Here is a 19,576-nt window from a genome sequence, read left to right as displayed (position 1 = left end):
AAAATAGGTATTATTAGAATCATTCTATGCTAAAGCGTTATAGACAGTAGTACGGGAACAATCCAACGTATTAGCTATTTGCATCTTATTGATGCCCTGCGATGATAAATTTTTAATTTTTTCGTGTAAATCTTGATTCACCGGCTTGCCATTGTGCTTGCCTTTTTGTTTTGCCAATGCAATACCTTCACGTTGACGTTCCAACATCATTGAATGCTCAAGCTGTAGATACCACACAACATTGTTAGCATCAGATTTTGCCTTGGATTATCATCGCCAGTGAACGTCAAAGACTCTTTGTGAAACACAAGCTCAACGCCATTGTCAGAGAACGCTTTAACAAGTGATTAACAAGGCCGTGAGGACAGTCAATCAGCACTTTAATGAATTAAAAATCGCGCAGCGCTGGATAAGACCTTTATCGGTAAAATCAGTCGGGGGTTATTCCAGGCATCCTGCCTTTCACCCTGCGGGCCAGCTAAAGCTGTTCAAAATGACTCCCGGCAATTTTGTGAATTTCTCGGTTATCATTTTGATGGCAAACAATTAACCGTCGCAGCAAAGACGGTAGAAAAACACGTTGTGCATTACCGGCAGCTTTATGAGCAACTAAGTATGAAAAAAGCCACCTCAAATGAGATGGCTTTAGTCATAGGTTTGTATGTAAAACGTTGGCAGCAATAGATCAAAGCTGGCATCGGGGTGTCGGTTGCCTCCCCAATGATTACTAGTTGCTGCTCTACGATCTTTAGGAGTAAACTATCCTACGGCAATCCGCTCTTACTGCTGTAAGCGACGGTTAATCTCAACCGTCAGGATATCAAAACATAAATGGTTATCTGCCAGCGATATCTTGTTTTTAGACCATGGCATACTATTATTGTTACTAGATCTGAGAATTGGTTCTGGACTCGCATGAGGGTCATTGAAAAATAAATAACCTTCATAATCAGCGTAAACGCGACCATCAACCCTAAACAGATTCTTTCCATGATCATCATCATCTCTATTACGAAGTTTTTCTCCAGTTATCAAACCCTTACGAGTATCACCATTTTCCGACCCATATAAATCTTCTAATCGTATATGTTTACCTTTCATTGCCTGCAATTCCGATGCTGTCCATATCGGGCAACTCGGCTCATCGATTGGTGATACGCACGGAGTCCCTATAGAACCTATGCTTATGGCGCCTGTAGCGTATAAATTCCCACATACGACATCACTCGTGGCGCCATTTACCGCGCCATTCACATACGTTTCGCCCCTAAACTTAGACCCGGCCCCAAGATTGAGGGCACCGCCTAATATCCAGGTAACATTCGCACCATTTCCCAGCAATATTTCTGCCCCGGCGCCCAGGGTTATCGCCCCACTGGTAATGACCGTCACGTTCCCTTCTATGGTCAGTGTGGTATTCGCCTGCAGGTTGATCGCACTGTAATATTCCGTCGTCTCCCCGCCCTCAACGCCAATAGTAAGACCCGACAGGCCCGTATATGTTTCGACCTTGTTGACATCAACTGGATTAGCATGGAACTTATTGGTGATGGCCATCATCGCAGCTGTCATCTCAGCGGGACCTTTGATAAATCCTTGATCGATGTAATCATTCCCCGTAGCGTTATCCGTGGAACCCGCACCATAGGTGACTACCGTGTCATTGGTAGAGTACGCCGTCGCATTGGCGCCCAACGTGATGGCAGCGCCAGCTATGATATCGCCGACATTAGCAACAGCGCCAACTACCACGGCAGCACCTGCATTGACGTCCCCAGCGGTGGCATTCGCCCCAATGCCCGCGGCTGCGCCAGCTTTGATTTGGTTAACTTTTGACCCAGCACCGGTGGTAACCGCAGCGCCAGCATAAATATCATTTACAGTAGTATTGGCACCGATAACAACGGCCGCTTGTGCAGCGAGATGACCGCCAACATTGGGAGCAGTCGACAATTCGGGTTGGGCGGCTATATTCACCGCAGCTTTCGATATTGCAGAATATGAGCGCAATTGAGTATCGGTGATTGGGTCTGCATTTGCTAAACCAGCAACGGACAAAGCCAAAGCGGTTAAGCAGGTTTTTAATAATATATTTTTCATTATTTACTTCCATTTAATATAATGTGAGATACCCCATCATGAGGTGACTGTATTTGTGAGGTAAGGACCTCTAATTAATCAACACTCATTACGTGAAGTGACTGAGAATATGATTTTCTGAAGAAGCGACTTGTTATATCCTCATACTATATTTCATACCATATTGCCTAACATACTTTATATCAATAATAAACACCATATTTAAAAAATGTATTAGTTGATTTTGCACTTTTAATATGAATGAATAGATAAAATAACTGGACACATACAATGGGATAAAAACCCGTAAACACCGAGCTGTAGGCGGATTTCACCCTTTAAAATCCGTCAAAATGTGTAAAAAACCTGACATGTCTTATTTTGGCTAAAAGTGGATGTAATAAGCAGGTCAAATATGCGCGCCATCTCCGTGCTCTGTCATTACTTGATTGGCCGTGGTTTGCTAAATAATGCAGATAAAGGGAAGCGTTTGATGGCATGTCAGCAATGATGTTGACCGCCAATGACAAGGTGACCCTTAGGGCGAACGGGGGCCGTCCCTTTGCTGTTGGTTTTTTCAAATTGCGCAAGCTCCTTCCGGTAACGAAGCCTCACTTTCTTGCGCAGCCCCTTACTTTTTTGCCTCGTCCCTGACATTTAGGGCAAACAGCCCATTTATCATCTTTATTTTTCACCTTTTCAACTCACCTTTATTTAACCAGCCAGCTATTGGTTTCCCTTCAATAGAAAAAATATCAGCCGATACGACTGATATTAAGGCTGATAGGTGATTATAACTTTCATTAAGGTCTAACTCGAGAAAACTTATGAAACAATGGAAGCGCGTTTGACCGTCTCCAAAACCATGCTATTTTTCAAATACTTTTTTCAAACCACCAGCTTATGCCGATATTAATACAAAAAAAAGCCCGTAAAGCATGGCTTTACGGGCTTAATGAAACGTGATGAGTTCCTATAAAATAATCAAAGGATGATCACATCATACCGCCCATTCCACCCATACCGCCCATATCAGGCGCTGCTGCTGAAGCCGCAACAGGGCGATCGGTGATCATACATTCAGTCGTGATCATAAGAGCAGCTACCGATGCAGCAAACTGCAGTGCGCTACGGGCTACTTTAGTCGGGTCAATAATACCCATCTCTAACATATCACCGTATTCACCTGTAGTTGCATTGTAACCGTAGTTTCCTTCACCCTGGCGCACATTGTTTGCTACAACAGAAGCTTCTTCACCGCAGTTTTCTACGATTTGACGCAATGGTGCTTCCATGGCGCGCAGTGCAACACGAATACCCACATTCTGATCTTCGTTCTCACCCGTTAAGCCTTTTAATATAGCAGCGACACGTACCAGAGCAACACCACCACCGGCAACAACACCTTCTTCAACCGCAGCACGTGTTGCATGCAATGCATCATCTACGCGATCTTTTTTCTCTTTCATTTCAACTTCAGTGGATGCGCCAACTTTAATAACCGCAACACCACCAGCTAATTTAGCTGAACGTTCCTGCAGTTTTTCTTTATCGTAGTCAGACGTGGAAGCTTCAATTTGTTGTTTAATTTGGCTTACTCGTGCATTGATAACGGACTCGTCACCAATACCATCAATAATAGTGGTTTCATCTTTGTTGATCACAACACGTTTAGCCTGACCTAAATCTTCAAGTTGGACTTTTTCCATATCCAAACCAATCTCTTCAGAGATAACCGTACCGCCCGTTAATGTGGCAATATCTTGTAACATTGCTTTACGGCGATCACCAAAACCAGGTGCTTTAACGGCGCAGACTTTAACGATACCACGCATATTGTTGACTACTAATGTTGCTAATGCTTCACCTTCTACATCTTCTGCAATAATCAGTAATGGCTTAGAGGCTTTTGCAACGGCTTCTAATGTAGGCAATAATTCACGAATATTACCGATTTTTTTATCAACTAATAAAATATACGGGTTTTCAAGTTCAACCGTACCGGATTCATGATTTGTCATAAAGTAAGGAGACAGGTAACCACGATCAAACTGCATACCTTCAACCACGTCTAATTCAGTTTCTAGACCTTGACCTTCTTCTACCGTGATAACACCCTGGTTACCAACTTTTTGCATCGCTTGCGCAATGATTTCACCAATTTCATGATCCGAGTTGGCTGAGATAGTGCCTACCTGTGTGATGGCTTTTGAATCTGAACAAGGTGTAGATAATTTTTTTAACTCAGCAACAGCCGCTTTTACGGTTTGATCAATACCGCGTTTTAAATCCATTGGATTCATACCAGCAGCAACGGCTTTTAAACCATCAGCAATAATAGCCTGCGCCAATACGGTTGCCGTTGTTGTTCCGTCACCGGCAGCATCATTAGTTTGTGACGCAACATCTTTTACCATCTGTGCGCCCATGTTTTCAAACTTATCTTCCAGTTCAATTTCTTTAGCAACCGTGACACCGTCTTTGGTAATTTGTGGCGCACCGTAACTTTTATCGATCACAACATTACGACCCTTTGGCCCTAAAGTGATTTTAACTGCATCGGCTAAGATATTAACGCCGTTTAACATTTTGCTACGAGAATCATTTCCAAATTTAATTTCTTTAGACATTATTATATTCCTTTAAATCTTTAATATTGAGAGTCTTACTTGTTGAACGCTAGAGAAGCAGATAGGCGTTATTCAACGACGGCAAGGATATCGTTTTCACTTAAAATAAGGACTTCTTCGCCTTCAATTTTTTCTGTTTTTAAGCCGTAACCTTCAATAAAAATAACAGTATCACCCACTTTCACATCAAGGGGTTTCACTTCACCGTTATCTAGAATACGACCTTTACCGACAGCAAGGACTTCACCACGTGTCGATTTTTCAGCTGCGCTGCCTGTTAAGACAATACCACCAGCTGATTTAGTTTCTTTTTCTGTACGCTTTAAAATAACTCGGTCATGTAATGGACGAATAGTCATGTTTTTTCCTCAAGGGTAATAGATACTTGTACGTAGCTCATAGATGGTGCTTAAAAATTAGTTTTCAAGTAAAAAGGATAAAAAAATAATTTTTTGCAAAAAACGGTCTTAAAATGGCAGTTTTGAATATAAACAAGCAACTGAAGAGGCAGGATTTTGCAAACCGGGGGATAACCCCTTTCTTATAAACAAGGAGGGGATACCTGAAGATGAAATTTAGTCATTATAAATCAATGCATTACAAATCAATGCATTACAAATCAATGCATTGAACGCTGAGCAGGGTGGTGTTGAGCCGATAAACGGTTTGCTCGAAAACCTACTCTGCGTGATAACAGATTAAAAAGATGAAACTTTAGCTTGGGATAGTTCATTAATGATGCGATTGATTTCACTGACCGTAATCTGGAAATTTTTATCGTTTTTTTGATGCTGGTAAATTGCTACCTTACCTTCAATAACCCTTAATCTCCCCAAGCCTACAATAAATATACGACCATTAAAAAACGCTCGTACAAACTTGGCAATTTGGCGTGGTTGGTATTTTTTAAACGTTCGCAGTGTAATAGATTTCTTGATATTCACTTTTGACCCCTGTTAAGTTCCATTTATAAAGTTTTGTATTTTTATTCTTTAGTTATTATTCATTATTTATTTATATTAACTTGATAATAAAACGTGGACAATATGATGTTAACACATTATTTCAACTTTATGACTTAGCTCTATTTTACAAACTGTTATTTAATAAAAATTTCACAATCAGGATACTTATCTGCGACTAGTCTTTATTATCATCTTTACGTTCAAATTCACCTTCGATGATATTGTCATTGGATTTTTTATTTTTAAAATTATCACCAGAAGTTGAGCCGCTTGATGATTGGGAAAACCCGCCAGACATTGCTGAATTTATTTGAACATTATCTAATATATATTTAGCAACCCTGCTGCGAATGCTTGGCTGTAAAATTAATAACCCTAAAAAATCCGTTACAAAACCAGGCGTGACCAGTAATACCCCGGTAACAAGTAACATAAAACCTTCAATTAACTGCTGTCCGGGCAACTCTCCCTGGGCAATGCGTTGTTGAAATTCTCGTAATACCTGTAAACCCTGGCTACGTACTAGTGCTGAGCCAACAAATGCAGTGACTACCACTAAAGCGACCGTTGGCCACGCACCTAAAAAACCACCCACTTTGATCAGAACATAAATCTCTAACAAAGAAACGCTGACCATAGTTAAAAATAACTTTGCAAACATACTTACTCCTAAAATTAAAATATTACTGGTACTCATTTGGGGGCAATTTTTAATAATTCAATACAAAAACCAATTACCTTGGTAGTAACAAGGTTTTGTCTAAGAAATACCTTAGAAGTTCACTATTTAATTCATTAATGTATTAAATAGTGTTAAAACTAAAAAGGGGGTCACTTATTCAGCTTTCCATCTTTTAATACACCAAAAAACAGGCATTAATAATAGAGACATGATTAAGAAGATATAACCATGTAGCTCTTCATAAAAAAGACCGGAAAGATAAGTGAATCCTGCCATCATTAAACCTAACGCCACTGCGGAGTAGAGTGATTGATAAGAGACCATTTCTGCGTTTTTTTGTAAACTAATATAACGAATAGCCGCTAAATGTGTCACCGCGAACGTTAATGCGTGAAAGGTTTGAAAAATTGCCAGCACATAAAAATCATCACTAACGGAAAAGACCAACCACCTAATTATCGCGGCAATAAGACCTAATAACAGCATCTGCTTAATTGACCAGTTGATAAATAATTTTTTATTAAAACGCATTAATAATATTTCAGCAAAAACACCGATTGCCCATAACCAGGCAATACTCACACCTGAAAGGCCAATTGCATTCCAGTGAATAGTACCAAAGGCATAAAAAGCACCATGACTTCCCTGAATTGAGCCAACAATAATTAAAAAAAACAGTACACTGGGTCGTTTAAACAGTGTAAACAGAGATTTTTTTTCATCTAAGTTTAAGTCAATTTGATCATGCAATTGCGGCGATAAGTTTAATAATGAAAGTAACCACATTATTAATGCCGCACCCATAATTGACCATAAAATCGCATCGTTTCCTAACCCAACAATCAACCAACCAACACTGGTTGAACCGACAATAAAACTAAGAGAACCCCATAAACGAACCCTGCCATAATCGAGCTGAATTTGATTCACTAAACGGGCACCAATAAGGTCACCTAAAGGCGCTAATGGCCCCATCATAAAATTGGCAACTAACGTAATGCCGGCTAACCACATATAACCATTAAAAAATAATAACAATGCAAAAGCCAGTACCGTGAAAAATCCTAATATTCTTAATAAACGTAATGTGGATTTCGCACTGGAGACCATAGGTAATAAGGTCAGATTACTGACAAACCTTAACAGTAAACCGACTGAAAAAAACAAACCTATACTTTCACTGGACATGCCCTTACCCGATAACCAAATACCCCAAAATGGTAAAAACACTCCCCAAATAAAAAAAAAACTAATAAAATATAAGCTCAACCAAAATGAAGCAGGGATAGCAAACAAGGTGCACCTCGAAAGGGTTAGAAAGAAATAAAAAGAATCAAGAGAATCAAGAAAATGTTAGATCACCATAGCGGGAAACTGACAGTAACAAGTTAAAAATGACACTGTAACTCGATTCCGACGTTTTTTTATTGCGGCTTTGGCATAAAATTTTACTTACTTGAAATTCACATACTTACATGATTATTGCAGCCTAAAAAAGAGTATTGTTCACTATCACTTAAGCCAATGAATATATCTTATTAAGATTAAAGAATAAAAGATAAAAACCTTTAACTCCCCTTCTCAGGAACATCCTGATAATAGAGACTTTTTTGTTAACATTTTATGATGATCATCACCCTAAGCAGCAGTTTTTTAAAGTTGCAAAAAATCAAATTTTCAAAAAATCAGCATACCCATTCCTCGAGTTTTTCTTATAATTTGCATCTTATCTTTTAGCTGCCTGATTGGCCCTCGCATCAGGCAAATAATAGACTAAAATAAAGTATGAATGGTACCAATCTGCATTATTCCTATCAACGCCTGTGAGCATCATAAAATGAATAAACTAAAAAAACTCACCATACGCATTAATTTTCGCGCAGAAAAAGACAGAGCGCCTGAAAATAAAAAACGCTATCATTACCACTGGGGAAGAATTACAGGCATTTCCTTGGCCGCGGTAGTTACCATCGCTTCCCTGCTTAGCGCGGGCTCCTATTATTTAAATCAAGAGAAGATTGATAGCGAATATGTAAAATCAGTCACGGATAAGAACATCGCCTATCAAGATCAATCATCGCTGAAAAAAGAGGCCGTTTTAGCTGCGTTACAAAAAGAATCTCAGCTGACGGCAACGGCACTTCCGGCAGTAGAAAACAGTTTACCGAAAACAGCTAAAATAGAGAGCAAAAAAACACCTTCAGGGCCTTCGAATGAGTCCCTAATACAAGCAGTGGAAATCAGTCCATCCGCGGTCAGAACAGTAAAGCCTGCAGCGACGGAAACAAAGACGATTCCTGCAGAGATCACCCTCATTAAGCCCGCAGTTTCTGAAAAAAAGTCTATTTCAGAGCGACTATTTACCCAATCCCTGAAAAAATCATTCTCTGATAACGTCATTCGTTTTGTTATTTCCCAAGCCGTCGAAGGCAATGAACCGATCGGCACTATCGATAAGGTTCATTTTGACAGCAACAATATTGCGACTGTCTATGCATACTCCGATGTTAATGGATTAAAAGATCAAACTCTCTATTACCAATGGAGCTTGAATGGCAAAAATATAGCGAAAATCAAAGTAGAGGTCGGCGCTAATCGTTGGAGAAGTTACTCAAGTAAGTTTATTCAGCCCGATATGCACGGCGAATGGAAAGTTGAGTTACAAAATCACACAGGGGAAAATCTCGCTATCAATCAATTTAGCTACTAATTAGCTACTAATTAGCTACTAATTAGCTACTCGCTAGATGTGCAAAATAAATAAGAGCCAAACCATTTGAAAACGCAGATTTCTGTATTTCCCAGCGGTTTGACTATATTTTTCCCGGTGATGAGACTACTTGTTCTTGGCGTTATGGCGTCTCGGTTTTTGGGGTTTCTTTGGAGCATAAGCAACATTCGAGGCTGGCACTTCTAATTTTGGCTCAAATCCGTCAATTTTTTTGCGGGTAATAAATTCGCCCAAACGATTTTCGATAGCACAAAGGTTTCTAAAATCATCTCGGGAAACAAATGAAATCGCTTCACCTGATACGCCTGCACGACCGGTACGGCCAATGCGGTGCACATAATCATCGGCTTCGTCGGGTAAATCATAGTTAACCACGCGAGCAAGTGAGTCAATATCAATACCCCGTGCAGCAATCCCCGTCGCCACTAAAAAGTTGAGTTGCCCCGATTTAAAGTCCGCTAAAAGTTGCGTTCGTACTGCCTGGCTGCGACCACTATGGATAGCCTCAGCTTTAATACCACGTTTTTCAAGCTGACTGACTAACTTAGCCGCGCCACGTTTAGTTTCGATAAAGATAAGTGCCTGTTGCCACTGATTCTCTATGATTAAATGACTCAGCAATGCAGATTTATTATCTTTATCAACACTGATCAAGCATTGCTCAATCTGAGGCGCGGTTCTGTAATCAGGAGAAATTGCTATTTCAACAGCATCGGTAATAGCCGTTTTAGCTAAAAAGCGGACTTGATCAGAAAGCGTTGCTGAAAACAGCAGGTTCTGTCTTTGTAACGGTAAGCGTTCAACAATTTTATTAATATCAGGCAAAAACCCCATATCGAGCATACGGTCGGCTTCATCTATCACTAACACTTCTAACTCATCAAAATGGATCGCTCGACGAGTATACATATCCAATAACCGGCCCGGTGTGGCGACTAAAATATCAACACCTTCGATCAGCTGCTGCTTTTGGGGCTCTGAGTCAACACCACCATACATAGCCATCGATTTAAGGGGCAGATATTTTCCGTATTGGGCAATATTATTCTCAACCTGTACAGCCAGTTCTCGAGTGGGTGTCAGGATTAAGACGCGAATACGCTTTGCCCGCACAGCAGGCGCATCAATCAGGTTTTGTAATATAGGTAAGACAAAACTGGCTGTTTTACCTGTGCCTGTCTGCGCAGCGGCGATCAGGTTTTTACCCGCTAAAATAACAGGAATAGCCTGCTCTTGAATAGGTGTCGGGGTTTGGTAACCGAGCTCAGTTACCGCTTTGACAATCGGATCGCTTAATTTAAGGGTGGAAAATAGCATTTGGCATCTCAGGGGTATGATTAATAAATAAACAGTTAGGTATAAAGGTAATAACCTTAGAAGGTAAGCATTCTAGCATGAAATACAGCATTCGGGGACACCAAGATACAGACATAAACGCACTTAATCAGCACAGTTGTTGCTCGTTGCAGATGGAGGTTTTTATTATAAAAGCCCCCTTTATCTCACCTTCAAAACAATTTACGCAGTTGCTGTTAGGAATGCACCACTTTATCTGTTTTACTGCTTCTTTGGTAAGGCTGAGTTAGCAAAAATGGCGGTTGTTATACCAAAAAAAATGGACAGCATCGCCAGTCCAAGTTTTGCATTATTAGGTATGCCAATAGTAATTAAACAGATCCCTGTTACGATCAACAACATACCAATAAAAAGGAAAAGCTGAGGATATCGGCTAATCACACCAGGGTGTTTATTCGCATTTTTTAGAATCTTATTTTGATTCGAATGATTGACCGTTTTACGCTTATGTTTTCCTGTTGACATAACACTCTCCCAGAGCCCTACAATAAAGCATCAGATTGTATATAAACACAGATCGTTTATTCATTAATGATAGTCCTTTTTATAACAAAATTGATCATCTCAAACAGTAAGTTAGATCCCATTATTGCTATCGGAAGAGAGTAATTTTAACTGACTCTGCTGTTGTTACATAAGTTGTTATATAACAGGTGCGCGATGCTTAAGCCGCTTCCAGAGGCGATAAAGTTAATATTCACATTAACTCAGTGGCAGCAACAGGGTAAACGTCGAACCATGATTTTCGATACTGCTAACGGAGATAGTTCCTTTATGTTTTTCAACAATATTTTTTACAATCGATAGACCTAATCCTGTTCCACCTAAATCCCGGGAGCGAGCTTTATCGACACGATAGAAGCGTTCAAAAATACGTTGCTGATGTGACAAACTGATACCAATGCCGGTATCCTTTACTATTATCTGAGCCTGCTCATCTAACGCTTTTAAAGTCACACTGACATGACCTAACGAAGGTGTGTATTTAATGGCATTACCGATCAGATTATCAATGAGTTGATTTATTTCTTCCTTGTCACCATTGATCAACATTTCTCCCTTTGGTAACCTATTTGAAAGGGTTATTTTTTTCTCCCGGCAAATATTATCTACATTAGAAAGCGCATTTTTGACACTGGCCGTTAAATCTACTGTTTCAGTCATTACGCCATTTTGAGTTGTTTCTAAACGAGAGATACTCATTAAATCAGTAACTAATGAAGAAAGGCGCAATGTTTGTGTTTGTATATCACCCATAAACCGAGTGCGCATGTTCTCAGGCATATCTTTATAATCTAATATGGTTTCAGCTAAACCCAAGATCACCGTGATTGGGGTTTTAAGCTCGTGAGAGGCATTTGCAACAAAATCACGCCGTACTCTTTCCAAATAAGCAAGCTCAGATATATCATTGAGTACCACCACAACGCCAACAGATTCACCTAAATCATTACTGAGTGCGGCAACATAAATATCGATAACTTCGGCATTTTTAGCGTGATCATTATTTTGAATTTTCGTTTTAACCACACCTTGGTTTGCAATCGCAGCCTGCACTGCAGCTGTTATCTCAGGTACCGGAATCTGTTCTGCTAAGGGTTGATTAATAGAGCTAGTATTCGACAAGTTAAACATCTGCGCGGCCACTTGATTCATGTGGATAATCTGAAGGTGCTCATTAATATAAATAACCCCTTCCACCATACCCGCAAAAATGATGGCTAAACGGTTGCGTTCTGTTTCAATTTGATCGAGGCGTTTTTCAGCGCTTTGTGCCATCAGATTAAAGGAATTTGCCAATAAGCCAATTTCGTCCTTTTGATGGGTAATAATACGTTTGCTATAATCACCTTTGGAGATAGCCTCTGCCACTGCCGTTATTTTTCTTAACGGTGCTGAAAAACGTTCCACAAAATAATAACCTAAAATTAATGCCACTAACGCAGAAATAAAGGCACTGAGTGCCAATGCAAAACGTAATTGCGATAATTTGTTATCTATTATAGTGATCGGTAAAGACACACGAACAAAACCCTGAACTTTTTGCTCAATAATAATGGGCAGTGCGAGATAAATCATATTTTTTTGTAAAGTATCGCTAAATCGCGTGGTGGGGACAATATGTTGTTGCCGTGCTGCGATAATTTCGGGGCGATTAGCGTGATTATCCATGCTCTGAGGGGCTTTTTGGGAGTCGGCCAATACTCTGCCGTTTTCGGTAATAAGTGTTAGTCTACTTTGTGTTTTTTTACCTAATGCTACAATTTTCTGATTGAGGGCAGCCAATGATGCTTGAGGAGGTGTGGGGAAAACAGATTTTGATAATTCGGCCAAAAACTGTGCGCGAATAAGTAAAGAATGATGGATTTCTTGTAAGGTATTTTCAGTAGTTTGTCGGCTAATTAATACACTCACAATAATGGTTAGACTTAGTATAAGAACCACATACCCGACAAATAAACGACGCAGTAAACTGGGTTTAAACAGAGATGATTTTAACATGTATGACTCATTTTCTATAACGCGATAGATCTAATAAAACGATAGGGTGGAGGTATTAATTTATAAGTACTAAACCTTAAACATAAGTCACTGTAATCATGACATCAAAACCTTGCCGCTGTAAACAATCACTGGGTGCTTCGATAATATAGGCGTTATCTTCTACTGCCTTTATTTTTTTATTGCTCATAAAAATCCTTCTTATAATCAGTGTTTGACGGGATCTTACAGTGATATGACGAATTAATTAAGAACTAATGATATTTTTTTCACCTCAACTTTAAAAAATGACACATAACATTAACTGCTCAATATTATTTGAAAAAAGGTTAGTTTTTTAACCCTTTTTGCCAATACAGCAGTGCAGGTAATAACACTAATAGAGTCGTAAGAATATCAGCAAAGGAGTGGTAGTTAAGTTTCAGCATTAAACAGCAATAAACAAGTAAAGACAATGGAGCGAACAGCCGCAATATTTTATTTCGCCAGGTTAAGTTAACCACAAAGATCAATGCCAGCCCGCTATGAGTGCTGTAATCCAATTCCCAAGTTGCCCATATATTGAAATAGTTATCTAAAAACATAACGGTATAAACAAGCAGTAATGAAAGCAATAAAACCTTTATTTCGGCACCACGGGTTGCACCTTCCTGATATAAATAAAATAACCAGATAAAGATTAAAAGAGGTGTATAAAGATCGGCGATAATCGCCAGCAGGTGCATCATTAAACATTCAAATTAATTAAAAAATAACCGCTAGCAATAACTTAACCGCAGTTTAGACAAAGAGATTGTTTTAAAAAACATAAACTCCCCCACCCTTGCCTGACCCAATATCATGGTTTAATGTATAGTCAATAAAGCTCCCCCTTAACATCTTGCCCCTTAAAGAGTTCACCTGGCTGGGTTGCAAATTATTCGCTAAATAACAAATCAATACGGCCGATAATATCGGTTATTTCAGCACTATTGACCGGCAAACTTTTAAAATATTCCTGCGCCATCGGTAAGACCTGCATTCCACTTGGTAAGGGTTGCGGCAAACGCACAAGTTTAGCCATCTTATCTAAGAAAATAAATTGTAACCACTGCACAAAGCTTAAGCTGTCAATCGCAAAAGGTTCCCTGCTATCGAGTGCCTGCTGGTCAGGTTTAATCTCCTGCCATAAGCCCTTATTACGTAATTCATCTTCTAATGCAGTCAATAAAGGCAAAATAAGGCGGCGTTTTTTTAATTCCGATTCAATTTTTAACATGATTCTTTCTAACTGAAATAGATTTATAATGCCAATATCATATAGATTAAGGCGGCAGAGATCACTGACTCATTGGTTAGCCAAAAGTTTAAGACTCTGTATAATCCCAGCTTACTTATAGAAGCTGCAGCCACGGGTTAGCAAAATCATATAAACTCCTAACAATATCAAGTTAGTAATTGATATAATCCAGACACTTTACTAAATAGCAGAACAAATAACTATGAACATAAATAACCTTAGCGAATTTTTAAAACAATCAAATTGCCAATTTAGTGTTTATGATTTGGGACGTAAAGTTTGCAACATATCCAACAGCTTTTTTAAAGAGATTGAACTTAACCAATTACCTTACCCCTACCCCATTCAGCAGCACGCTTTTATTGCATTAACGTTTTGGCAAACGGATGCACAAAAAGAACACTTCATTTGGTTTTTAAAAATGCCATTAGATGAGCAGGGTTTATTACAAATCCCCGCACAGATAAGCTTTATCAAAATGGTTGTAGAAGCGCTGGGTGAGGATTTAACCGCAGATGTGAGTGATAAATTACAAGAGCGCATGGCCAGTAACCCGTTTCTATTTAAGCCAAGCACAGAAAAATTGGCTATTTTTAATGCGATTATGAATGCCCGTTTCATTCGCCCAGCTTCCTCTTTTTATCGCGGTGCACAGCGCTATTTTTCAGGTTCAACAAGCTGGAAAGAGTGGCAAGAACTCGGCATTCAGGGGATTGCCGACTTAACTGCCCGTTTAGATCATGATAATAATCAGCAGAATTTAATTAATGCTCTCCCTTATTTACCACAACAGCCTTTGCAGTCCCTCGCATTGTGTTTAGAGCATCAGAATAAAATAAATCCTGATTTACACCAGGCAATTGCCACACAAATAAGAGTCGAACTGCAGGAAAATCGCCAGGAAAATGCGATTTTATTATTACGGGCATTGGCAAGTTCCCCCTCTATTGCTATCACCAAAAAATTGATAGAAGAGCAATTTTCTTCGGACTTAATCCATAACGTACATTGGTATGTGGGTATTGCAGGACGTTTATGGACAGTGCTTGAAGATGAAACCTTACTTAATCGCTTTCTTGAATCTTTAGCAAATAACCAAGCAGCACTTTTTCCGCAGCTCTTTACAGATATTGTTGCGATTCCTTTATTACGCGAAAAAGTGCTCAGACAAATACGTTTACCAGCACGCTCACCCGCTTTAACAGAAGCGATTGGACGATTATTTTCAGGTAGTCAAAATTAGGTGGAGTTATAATGGTCGAGCTGCTATTTATTTTATTAACGGTACTTTTGAGCGCTATTATTTGGAAATTACGTAAACAATCGGAATATGCTCGAGAGCAGATCACCCAGCATTGTTTTAAATTAGATCTGCAGTTACTGTCGGTTTCTCGTTCTAACTTTAATTTTAAATTAGGTGAACACTTTTTACAGGCCAGTTTCGTTTTTGAATTTAGCAGTGACAACAACAACAACTACCAGGGGCATTTATTTATGCGCGGATTACGCCGGCCAAGATTTGAACTGCCAGTTTACCGCTCGGTGGAATCCCCCCATTCACTTAATTTATAACAAGGCTTTTTATGGATAGTATTATTCTAATTGCACAGCAGATTGCCAAAGAAGGTAAACAACCTAATACCGCATTGATCAAAGCACGCTTGCCTAAAAATGTGCCCTTGCCAACGATTATTCAAGGTCTAAAAATGTGGATCAATGATCCTCATAAAGTCATCAATATTCCAACAGAAGTAACAGCAAGTGAAAATTTGGACAGTAACACAACGATCGAGACCTTAATCGACACTAAAATTAATCAAGCCATTGCGCCTTTAATAAAACAGGTTGAGTTGTTAACTAAACAACTTGTTGATTTAAAAAAACAACTTAAAATACAAGAAAAAGAGTAGCCGTGTTTATTAAAGAGATAACTTTTGAGTGTTATAAAAATACCCAGTACGCAGCCGTTGAAAAAGCCATTAATAACTACTTTGATATGTTACGCTATAATGGACAAATTCTGGGTCGTGAATTTCCGATCGCCATGTTTGAGGCTTGGTTTGTCTCAAGCTTGGTCTGCCCGGAAGAAAACAGTTTAAATGATATTTTTAATAGCCCGCAAGTAAAGCAGGCATTACAGGGTTTAACAGAAGCTGGATTACTTTCACCTAAAATCAAAAATATTGCTGAAGATTTAAACTCTTTGTGCTGCGCAGAGAAATTTCAACCAAGTTGGCAGCTTTTATACACAACTTTTTTAGATACCTGCTCCCCACTGCGCTGCGGTGAAAGCCTCGCCCCTATTCCGCTCTATCGAACGCCCGAAGCAATTAGTAATGGAGATCGTAAAGCCATTCTAAAATGGCAGGAAGAGTGGATTAATTGCGATGAACTGCAAATGAACGGTTCAGCGGTTTCGAGCGTTGCTTTAAAAGAGATTGGCGAGATCGGCAGCAGACTATTTTATCGCGGCACTAATTTATGTGAGCGCATTGAAGAGATTACTAAAGTACCAACCTATTATTACCTATACCGTGTTGCCGGTAACAGTTTAATAGCAGAACAGGAGCGAAAATGCCCCGCTTGTGGGGGAGATTGGAAACTAGCTGCGCCATTATTTGATATCTTTGATTTCAAATGTGAGCCATGTAAACTATTGTCAAACATATCTTGGGATTTCAAAAAATAAGGGAAAAATAATGGTAAAAAAAATAAAGTTTTTCGGCGCGATCGGTATCATTCTTGTTATCACTTTTTTCGTTTTATACAGCTGCTCCAGAGATGAAGTCGGTACGGTTTCTCTGGGACTTTTCACCACAAAAGATATTAAAATTGAAAAACTAAATGATCCGTTAATACCTGGTGTAACTTGCCATATTTCTAATATTGTTGCTGATTTAAGTTTTGCCGATCCATCGGATTCATCCATTAGCTGCCGTCAAACGGGTGAAATCACCCCAGAAATGCTCAGCCTTATAGATAAGTCAAAAAGTGGCGATGTGGTTTTCTCAAAATCGAAAAGTATTTTATTTAAATCATTAAAAATCAGACGTATTTTTGATCAATCAACACAAACGATACTTTATATTTCCTACAGCACTAAAGAAATTGAGGGTAGCTTTAAGCATGCAATGTCTACCGTTCCACTATGGGGAACAAAAGCTTATTCTGCACCTGTGATAGCTGCAGAGTAAGTATCAGCTAACAGTATTTAATACATTTTTTATTAAAAGGCTTAATTATTATATAATTAAGCTTTTTTTTGAGCTTGAATAAGATAAAACTTTTTTTACAATGCATTAATATGATCAGCAATAATTAGTTGCCTTGGTAGCTATTAATATAATGGTGGCATTCTTTCAATAAACCTAAAAACTCCATTGACTCACGATCAAAACTATTTATCGGTAAATAGAGATGATAACCATAAGCTTTACTCAGCTCTTCTGTCCGATATAACCATGCGGCGATCGGGCCTTTGTAGGTAACCCCATTTAATTCAAAGGGTTCAAAGTTAATCAGATCCTCTGGCAGATCAATTTCACGGTTTTTTACCGCTAACATTAATAGCTCCAACTGCTCATGAAGTAATTTATTAGCCAACCTTGGTGAGATAGTTTGCGCTATATTTGCCAAGCTATTTAATTTTATGCCCAAATAAGGTAATTTCACATGCTGCCCCCGTATATCAGCTGGGATATCACCAATGCGCAGAATATCTTGCCAGGGTAAATGCCAATGACCGTTAAAATGATAATAAGAGATAATCTCCGGTGTTATGAAGTAACTTATTGGTGGCTCTAAAAATTTAAGCAAAGCAACAAATAACATGATAAAACTGGCTGACATAATAAAGATTAACGGGAGCCTATAGTCGTCCCAAAATACAAGATTTAACAACAAACAAACGCACAACAATAAAGAGCCTAAACATAATAAAAATAAACGATTATGTTTTGAATTTGGTTTAACCTGAATGACTCTTTGTGCTTTTTTTTGCAAGTCTCGTACTCCTTAAAAATTTTTTAATACAATGATAATAGCAAATGCATTCAAAATGTAATCTTGTAGTACGCCAGAAAAATCAACACTAGCAATGCATAGGTTGCAGGAAGTCGTTTTTCCATCCTTTCATAAAATAATATGGAAGGATTTTGCACCGCTTCAGCTAAGCAAAAAGAGATAAAAAATAGAATGTTCTAAATAAAACTAATCTCAAAGACTAAAACATAGTTTCATCTCTAGCGAACATTTTCCAACCAAAATAAAGGAATCGACAATGAGTGGTATTGGTATAACCCTAAAAATAGCTGAAGAATAGCACTTAGGAAAGTATATATTTCAATAAATTTAGAGATATAAAAAATGCCCATGAATTGCTTTCTACCTTAACCATGGGAGAACAGCTTATTATACCAAACGCATTAATTAAGTGATCAGATTTGCCTACTCTCTTTGGCAGAGTGTTTTTACCTCTTCTACCTGATCCCTAACGTTTGTACATAATCTTTAAATACAAAGTTGGCTAAATTATCAAATTTAATTGCCTGACTTGTGCAATACATTGCCGATGAAACAGCCCGTAGGGTGCGCTCCGCGCACCAATTTCTGCCGCTTGCGGTGCGCGGAGCGCACCCTACGGATAACATAATACCATTTAGCTTGTGCGAGATATTCGCGATGGAACAGGACTCGCAGAGCTCGTCCGCTCGTGACACTTACCTATGGCAAACTCGCCCTACTCTCACATGGGGAGACCCCTTTTGCATTGCAGTCCCTTGAACAAGGTTCAAGGAAACAAAATGCAACTAAGTACCATCGGCGCAATTGCGTTTCACTGCTGAGTTCGGAATGGGAAGGAAAACAAGGTCCCTTAGTCCGGAGGACGAAGGGCAAAACGGCAGGATAGCCGTTTTGAACAGCACCGCTGCCCGTAGGGTAAGCAACATGGATGTTGCGCATTAAACTTTGTTTGACGTTGATGGTACCACAGCAATAAATGCTAAAAGCAAAAAGGCCCCACCAGAATTAACCAGTGGGGCCTTTTTAAATAGGAGTCTAGCAATGACCTACTCTCACATGGGGAGACCCCACACTACCATCGGCGCAGCTGCGTTTCACTTCTGAGTTCGGAATGGAATCAGGTGGTACCACAGCGCTATGTTTACTAGACAAAAAAATTAATTAGAAAAGCTGGTTTTATTGTTGTTTTTATCAAGCAATCGTAAATATTTGTAAAATATGTTTCGCAAGCATATTTTTATTTGTCTTGGTTACTGTTGTTTCAACCCTTAGCTCGATCAGAGGGAATGTTAATAACATTCACTGACCAACTATGCGTCTACTGCAACT

19 protein-coding genes and 1 rRNA gene are annotated in these 19,576 nt (G+C 39.1%); 6 read left to right on the top strand and 14 right to left on the bottom strand.

Annotated elements, in window-relative coordinates:
- Positions 1-24: 24 nt before the first annotated feature.
- From PING_RS04460 to PING_RS04430, 7 genes are all read right to left on the bottom strand, one after another.
- Positions 25-210, bottom strand: coding sequence for a helix-turn-helix domain-containing protein (locus tag PING_RS04460; RefSeq protein WP_049752944.1), 186 nt, complete (start codon positions 208-210; stop codon positions 25-27).
- A 570-nt stretch (positions 211-780) separates the two neighbouring features.
- Positions 781-1,953 (bottom strand): hypothetical protein, encoded by a 1,173-nt coding sequence (locus PING_RS04455; protein ID WP_198134741.1) that lies wholly within the window; start codon positions 1,951-1,953, stop codon positions 781-783.
- Between the two features lie 1,121 nt (positions 1,954-3,074).
- Positions 3,075-4,709 (bottom strand): chaperonin GroEL, encoded by a 1,635-nt coding sequence (groL, locus tag PING_RS04450; protein WP_011769250.1) that lies wholly within the window; start codon positions 4,707-4,709, stop codon positions 3,075-3,077.
- Between the two features lie 68 nt (positions 4,710-4,777).
- Positions 4,778-5,068, bottom strand: coding sequence for a co-chaperone GroES (locus PING_RS04445; RefSeq protein WP_011769249.1), 291 nt, complete (start codon positions 5,066-5,068; stop codon positions 4,778-4,780).
- Positions 5,069-5,407: 339 nt separating this feature from the next.
- Entirely contained in the window at positions 5,408-5,653 is a 246-nt protein-coding gene (locus tag PING_RS04440) for a DUF1107 domain-containing protein (protein ID WP_011769248.1), read from the bottom strand.
- Between the two features lie 196 nt (positions 5,654-5,849).
- Positions 5,850-6,335 (bottom strand): FxsA family protein, encoded by a 486-nt coding sequence (locus tag PING_RS04435; RefSeq protein WP_011769247.1) that lies wholly within the window; start codon positions 6,333-6,335, stop codon positions 5,850-5,852.
- Between the two features lie 174 nt (positions 6,336-6,509).
- On the bottom strand, positions 6,510-7,652 hold the full coding sequence (locus PING_RS04430) for a 3-phenylpropionate MFS transporter (protein WP_011769246.1): 1,143 nt from the start codon (positions 7,650-7,652) through the stop codon (positions 6,510-6,512).
- Positions 7,653-8,193: 541 nt separating this feature from the next.
- Between PING_RS04430 and PING_RS04425 the strand changes: the two genes are divergently transcribed.
- Positions 8,194-9,066 (top strand): DUF2914 domain-containing protein, encoded by an 873-nt coding sequence (locus tag PING_RS04425; RefSeq protein WP_011769245.1) that lies wholly within the window; start codon positions 8,194-8,196, stop codon positions 9,064-9,066.
- Between the two features lie 126 nt (positions 9,067-9,192).
- Here PING_RS04425 and PING_RS04420 read toward each other — a convergent pair whose 3' ends face one another.
- From PING_RS04420 to PING_RS04400, 5 genes are all read right to left on the bottom strand, one after another.
- The gene (locus PING_RS04420) at positions 9,193-10,404 is read right to left on the bottom strand and encodes a DEAD/DEAH box helicase (RefSeq protein ID WP_011769244.1); all 1,212 of its coding nucleotides are present in this window, start codon (positions 10,402-10,404) and stop codon (positions 9,193-9,195) included.
- A gap of 240 nt (positions 10,405-10,644) precedes the next feature.
- Positions 10,645-10,908, bottom strand: a complete 264-nt coding sequence (locus tag PING_RS04415) for a hypothetical protein (protein WP_011769243.1) — start codon at positions 10,906-10,908, stop codon at positions 10,645-10,647.
- 237 nt (positions 10,909-11,145) lie between these two features.
- Positions 11,146-12,945, bottom strand: a complete 1,800-nt coding sequence (locus tag PING_RS04410; RefSeq protein WP_011769242.1) for a sensor histidine kinase — start codon at positions 12,943-12,945, stop codon at positions 11,146-11,148.
- A gap of 329 nt (positions 12,946-13,274) precedes the next feature.
- Complete coding sequence (locus tag PING_RS04405; RefSeq protein WP_011769241.1) at positions 13,275-13,673, bottom strand: hypothetical protein; 399 nt, start codon at positions 13,671-13,673, stop codon at positions 13,275-13,277.
- Positions 13,674-13,861: 188 nt separating this feature from the next.
- On the bottom strand, positions 13,862-14,203 hold the full coding sequence (locus tag PING_RS04400; protein WP_011769240.1) for a YqcC family protein: 342 nt from the start codon (positions 14,201-14,203) through the stop codon (positions 13,862-13,864).
- 223 nt (positions 14,204-14,426) lie between these two features.
- On the opposite strand from PING_RS04400, the gene PING_RS04395 reads away from it, so the two are divergent.
- The 5 genes from PING_RS04395 to PING_RS04375 are packed head-to-tail and all read left to right on the top strand — an operon-like array spanning position 14,427 to position 17,418.
- On the top strand, positions 14,427-15,467 hold the full coding sequence (locus tag PING_RS04395) for a DUF3549 family protein (RefSeq protein ID WP_011769239.1): 1,041 nt from the start codon (positions 14,427-14,429) through the stop codon (positions 15,465-15,467).
- Positions 15,468-15,478: 11 nt separating this feature from the next.
- Positions 15,479-15,796, top strand: coding sequence for a DUF3301 domain-containing protein (locus tag PING_RS04390; protein WP_011769238.1), 318 nt, complete (start codon positions 15,479-15,481; stop codon positions 15,794-15,796).
- An 11-nt stretch (positions 15,797-15,807) separates the two neighbouring features.
- The gene (locus tag PING_RS04385) at positions 15,808-16,134 is read left to right on the top strand and encodes a hypothetical protein (RefSeq protein ID WP_011769237.1); all 327 of its coding nucleotides are present in this window, start codon (positions 15,808-15,810) and stop codon (positions 16,132-16,134) included.
- Positions 16,135-16,136: 2 nt separating this feature from the next.
- Positions 16,137-16,913, top strand: coding sequence for a Zn-ribbon-containing protein (locus PING_RS04380; protein ID WP_011769236.1), 777 nt, complete (start codon positions 16,137-16,139; stop codon positions 16,911-16,913).
- A gap of 10 nt (positions 16,914-16,923) precedes the next feature.
- The gene (locus tag PING_RS04375; protein ID WP_011769235.1) at positions 16,924-17,418 is read left to right on the top strand and encodes a CreA family protein; all 495 of its coding nucleotides are present in this window, start codon (positions 16,924-16,926) and stop codon (positions 17,416-17,418) included.
- Positions 17,419-17,542: 124 nt separating this feature from the next.
- On the opposite strand, the gene PING_RS04370 is transcribed toward PING_RS04375, so the two are convergent.
- On the bottom strand, positions 17,543-18,226 hold the full coding sequence (locus PING_RS04370; RefSeq protein ID WP_011769234.1) for a DUF2982 domain-containing protein: 684 nt from the start codon (positions 18,224-18,226) through the stop codon (positions 17,543-17,545).
- 1,054 nt (positions 18,227-19,280) lie between these two features.
- Positions 19,281-19,396: ribosomal RNA gene (rrf, locus tag PING_RS04365) — 5S ribosomal RNA — on the bottom strand.
- Positions 19,397-19,576: the final 180 nt, after the last annotated feature.

The organism is Psychromonas ingrahamii 37 (genome assembly GCF_000015285.1).
GTDB classification, from domain to species: Bacteria; Pseudomonadota; Gammaproteobacteria; order Enterobacterales; family Psychromonadaceae; genus Psychromonas; species Psychromonas ingrahamii.
Note: the sequence above shows the minus strand (reverse complement) of the source record. Positions and strands in the feature narration are given on the sequence as shown.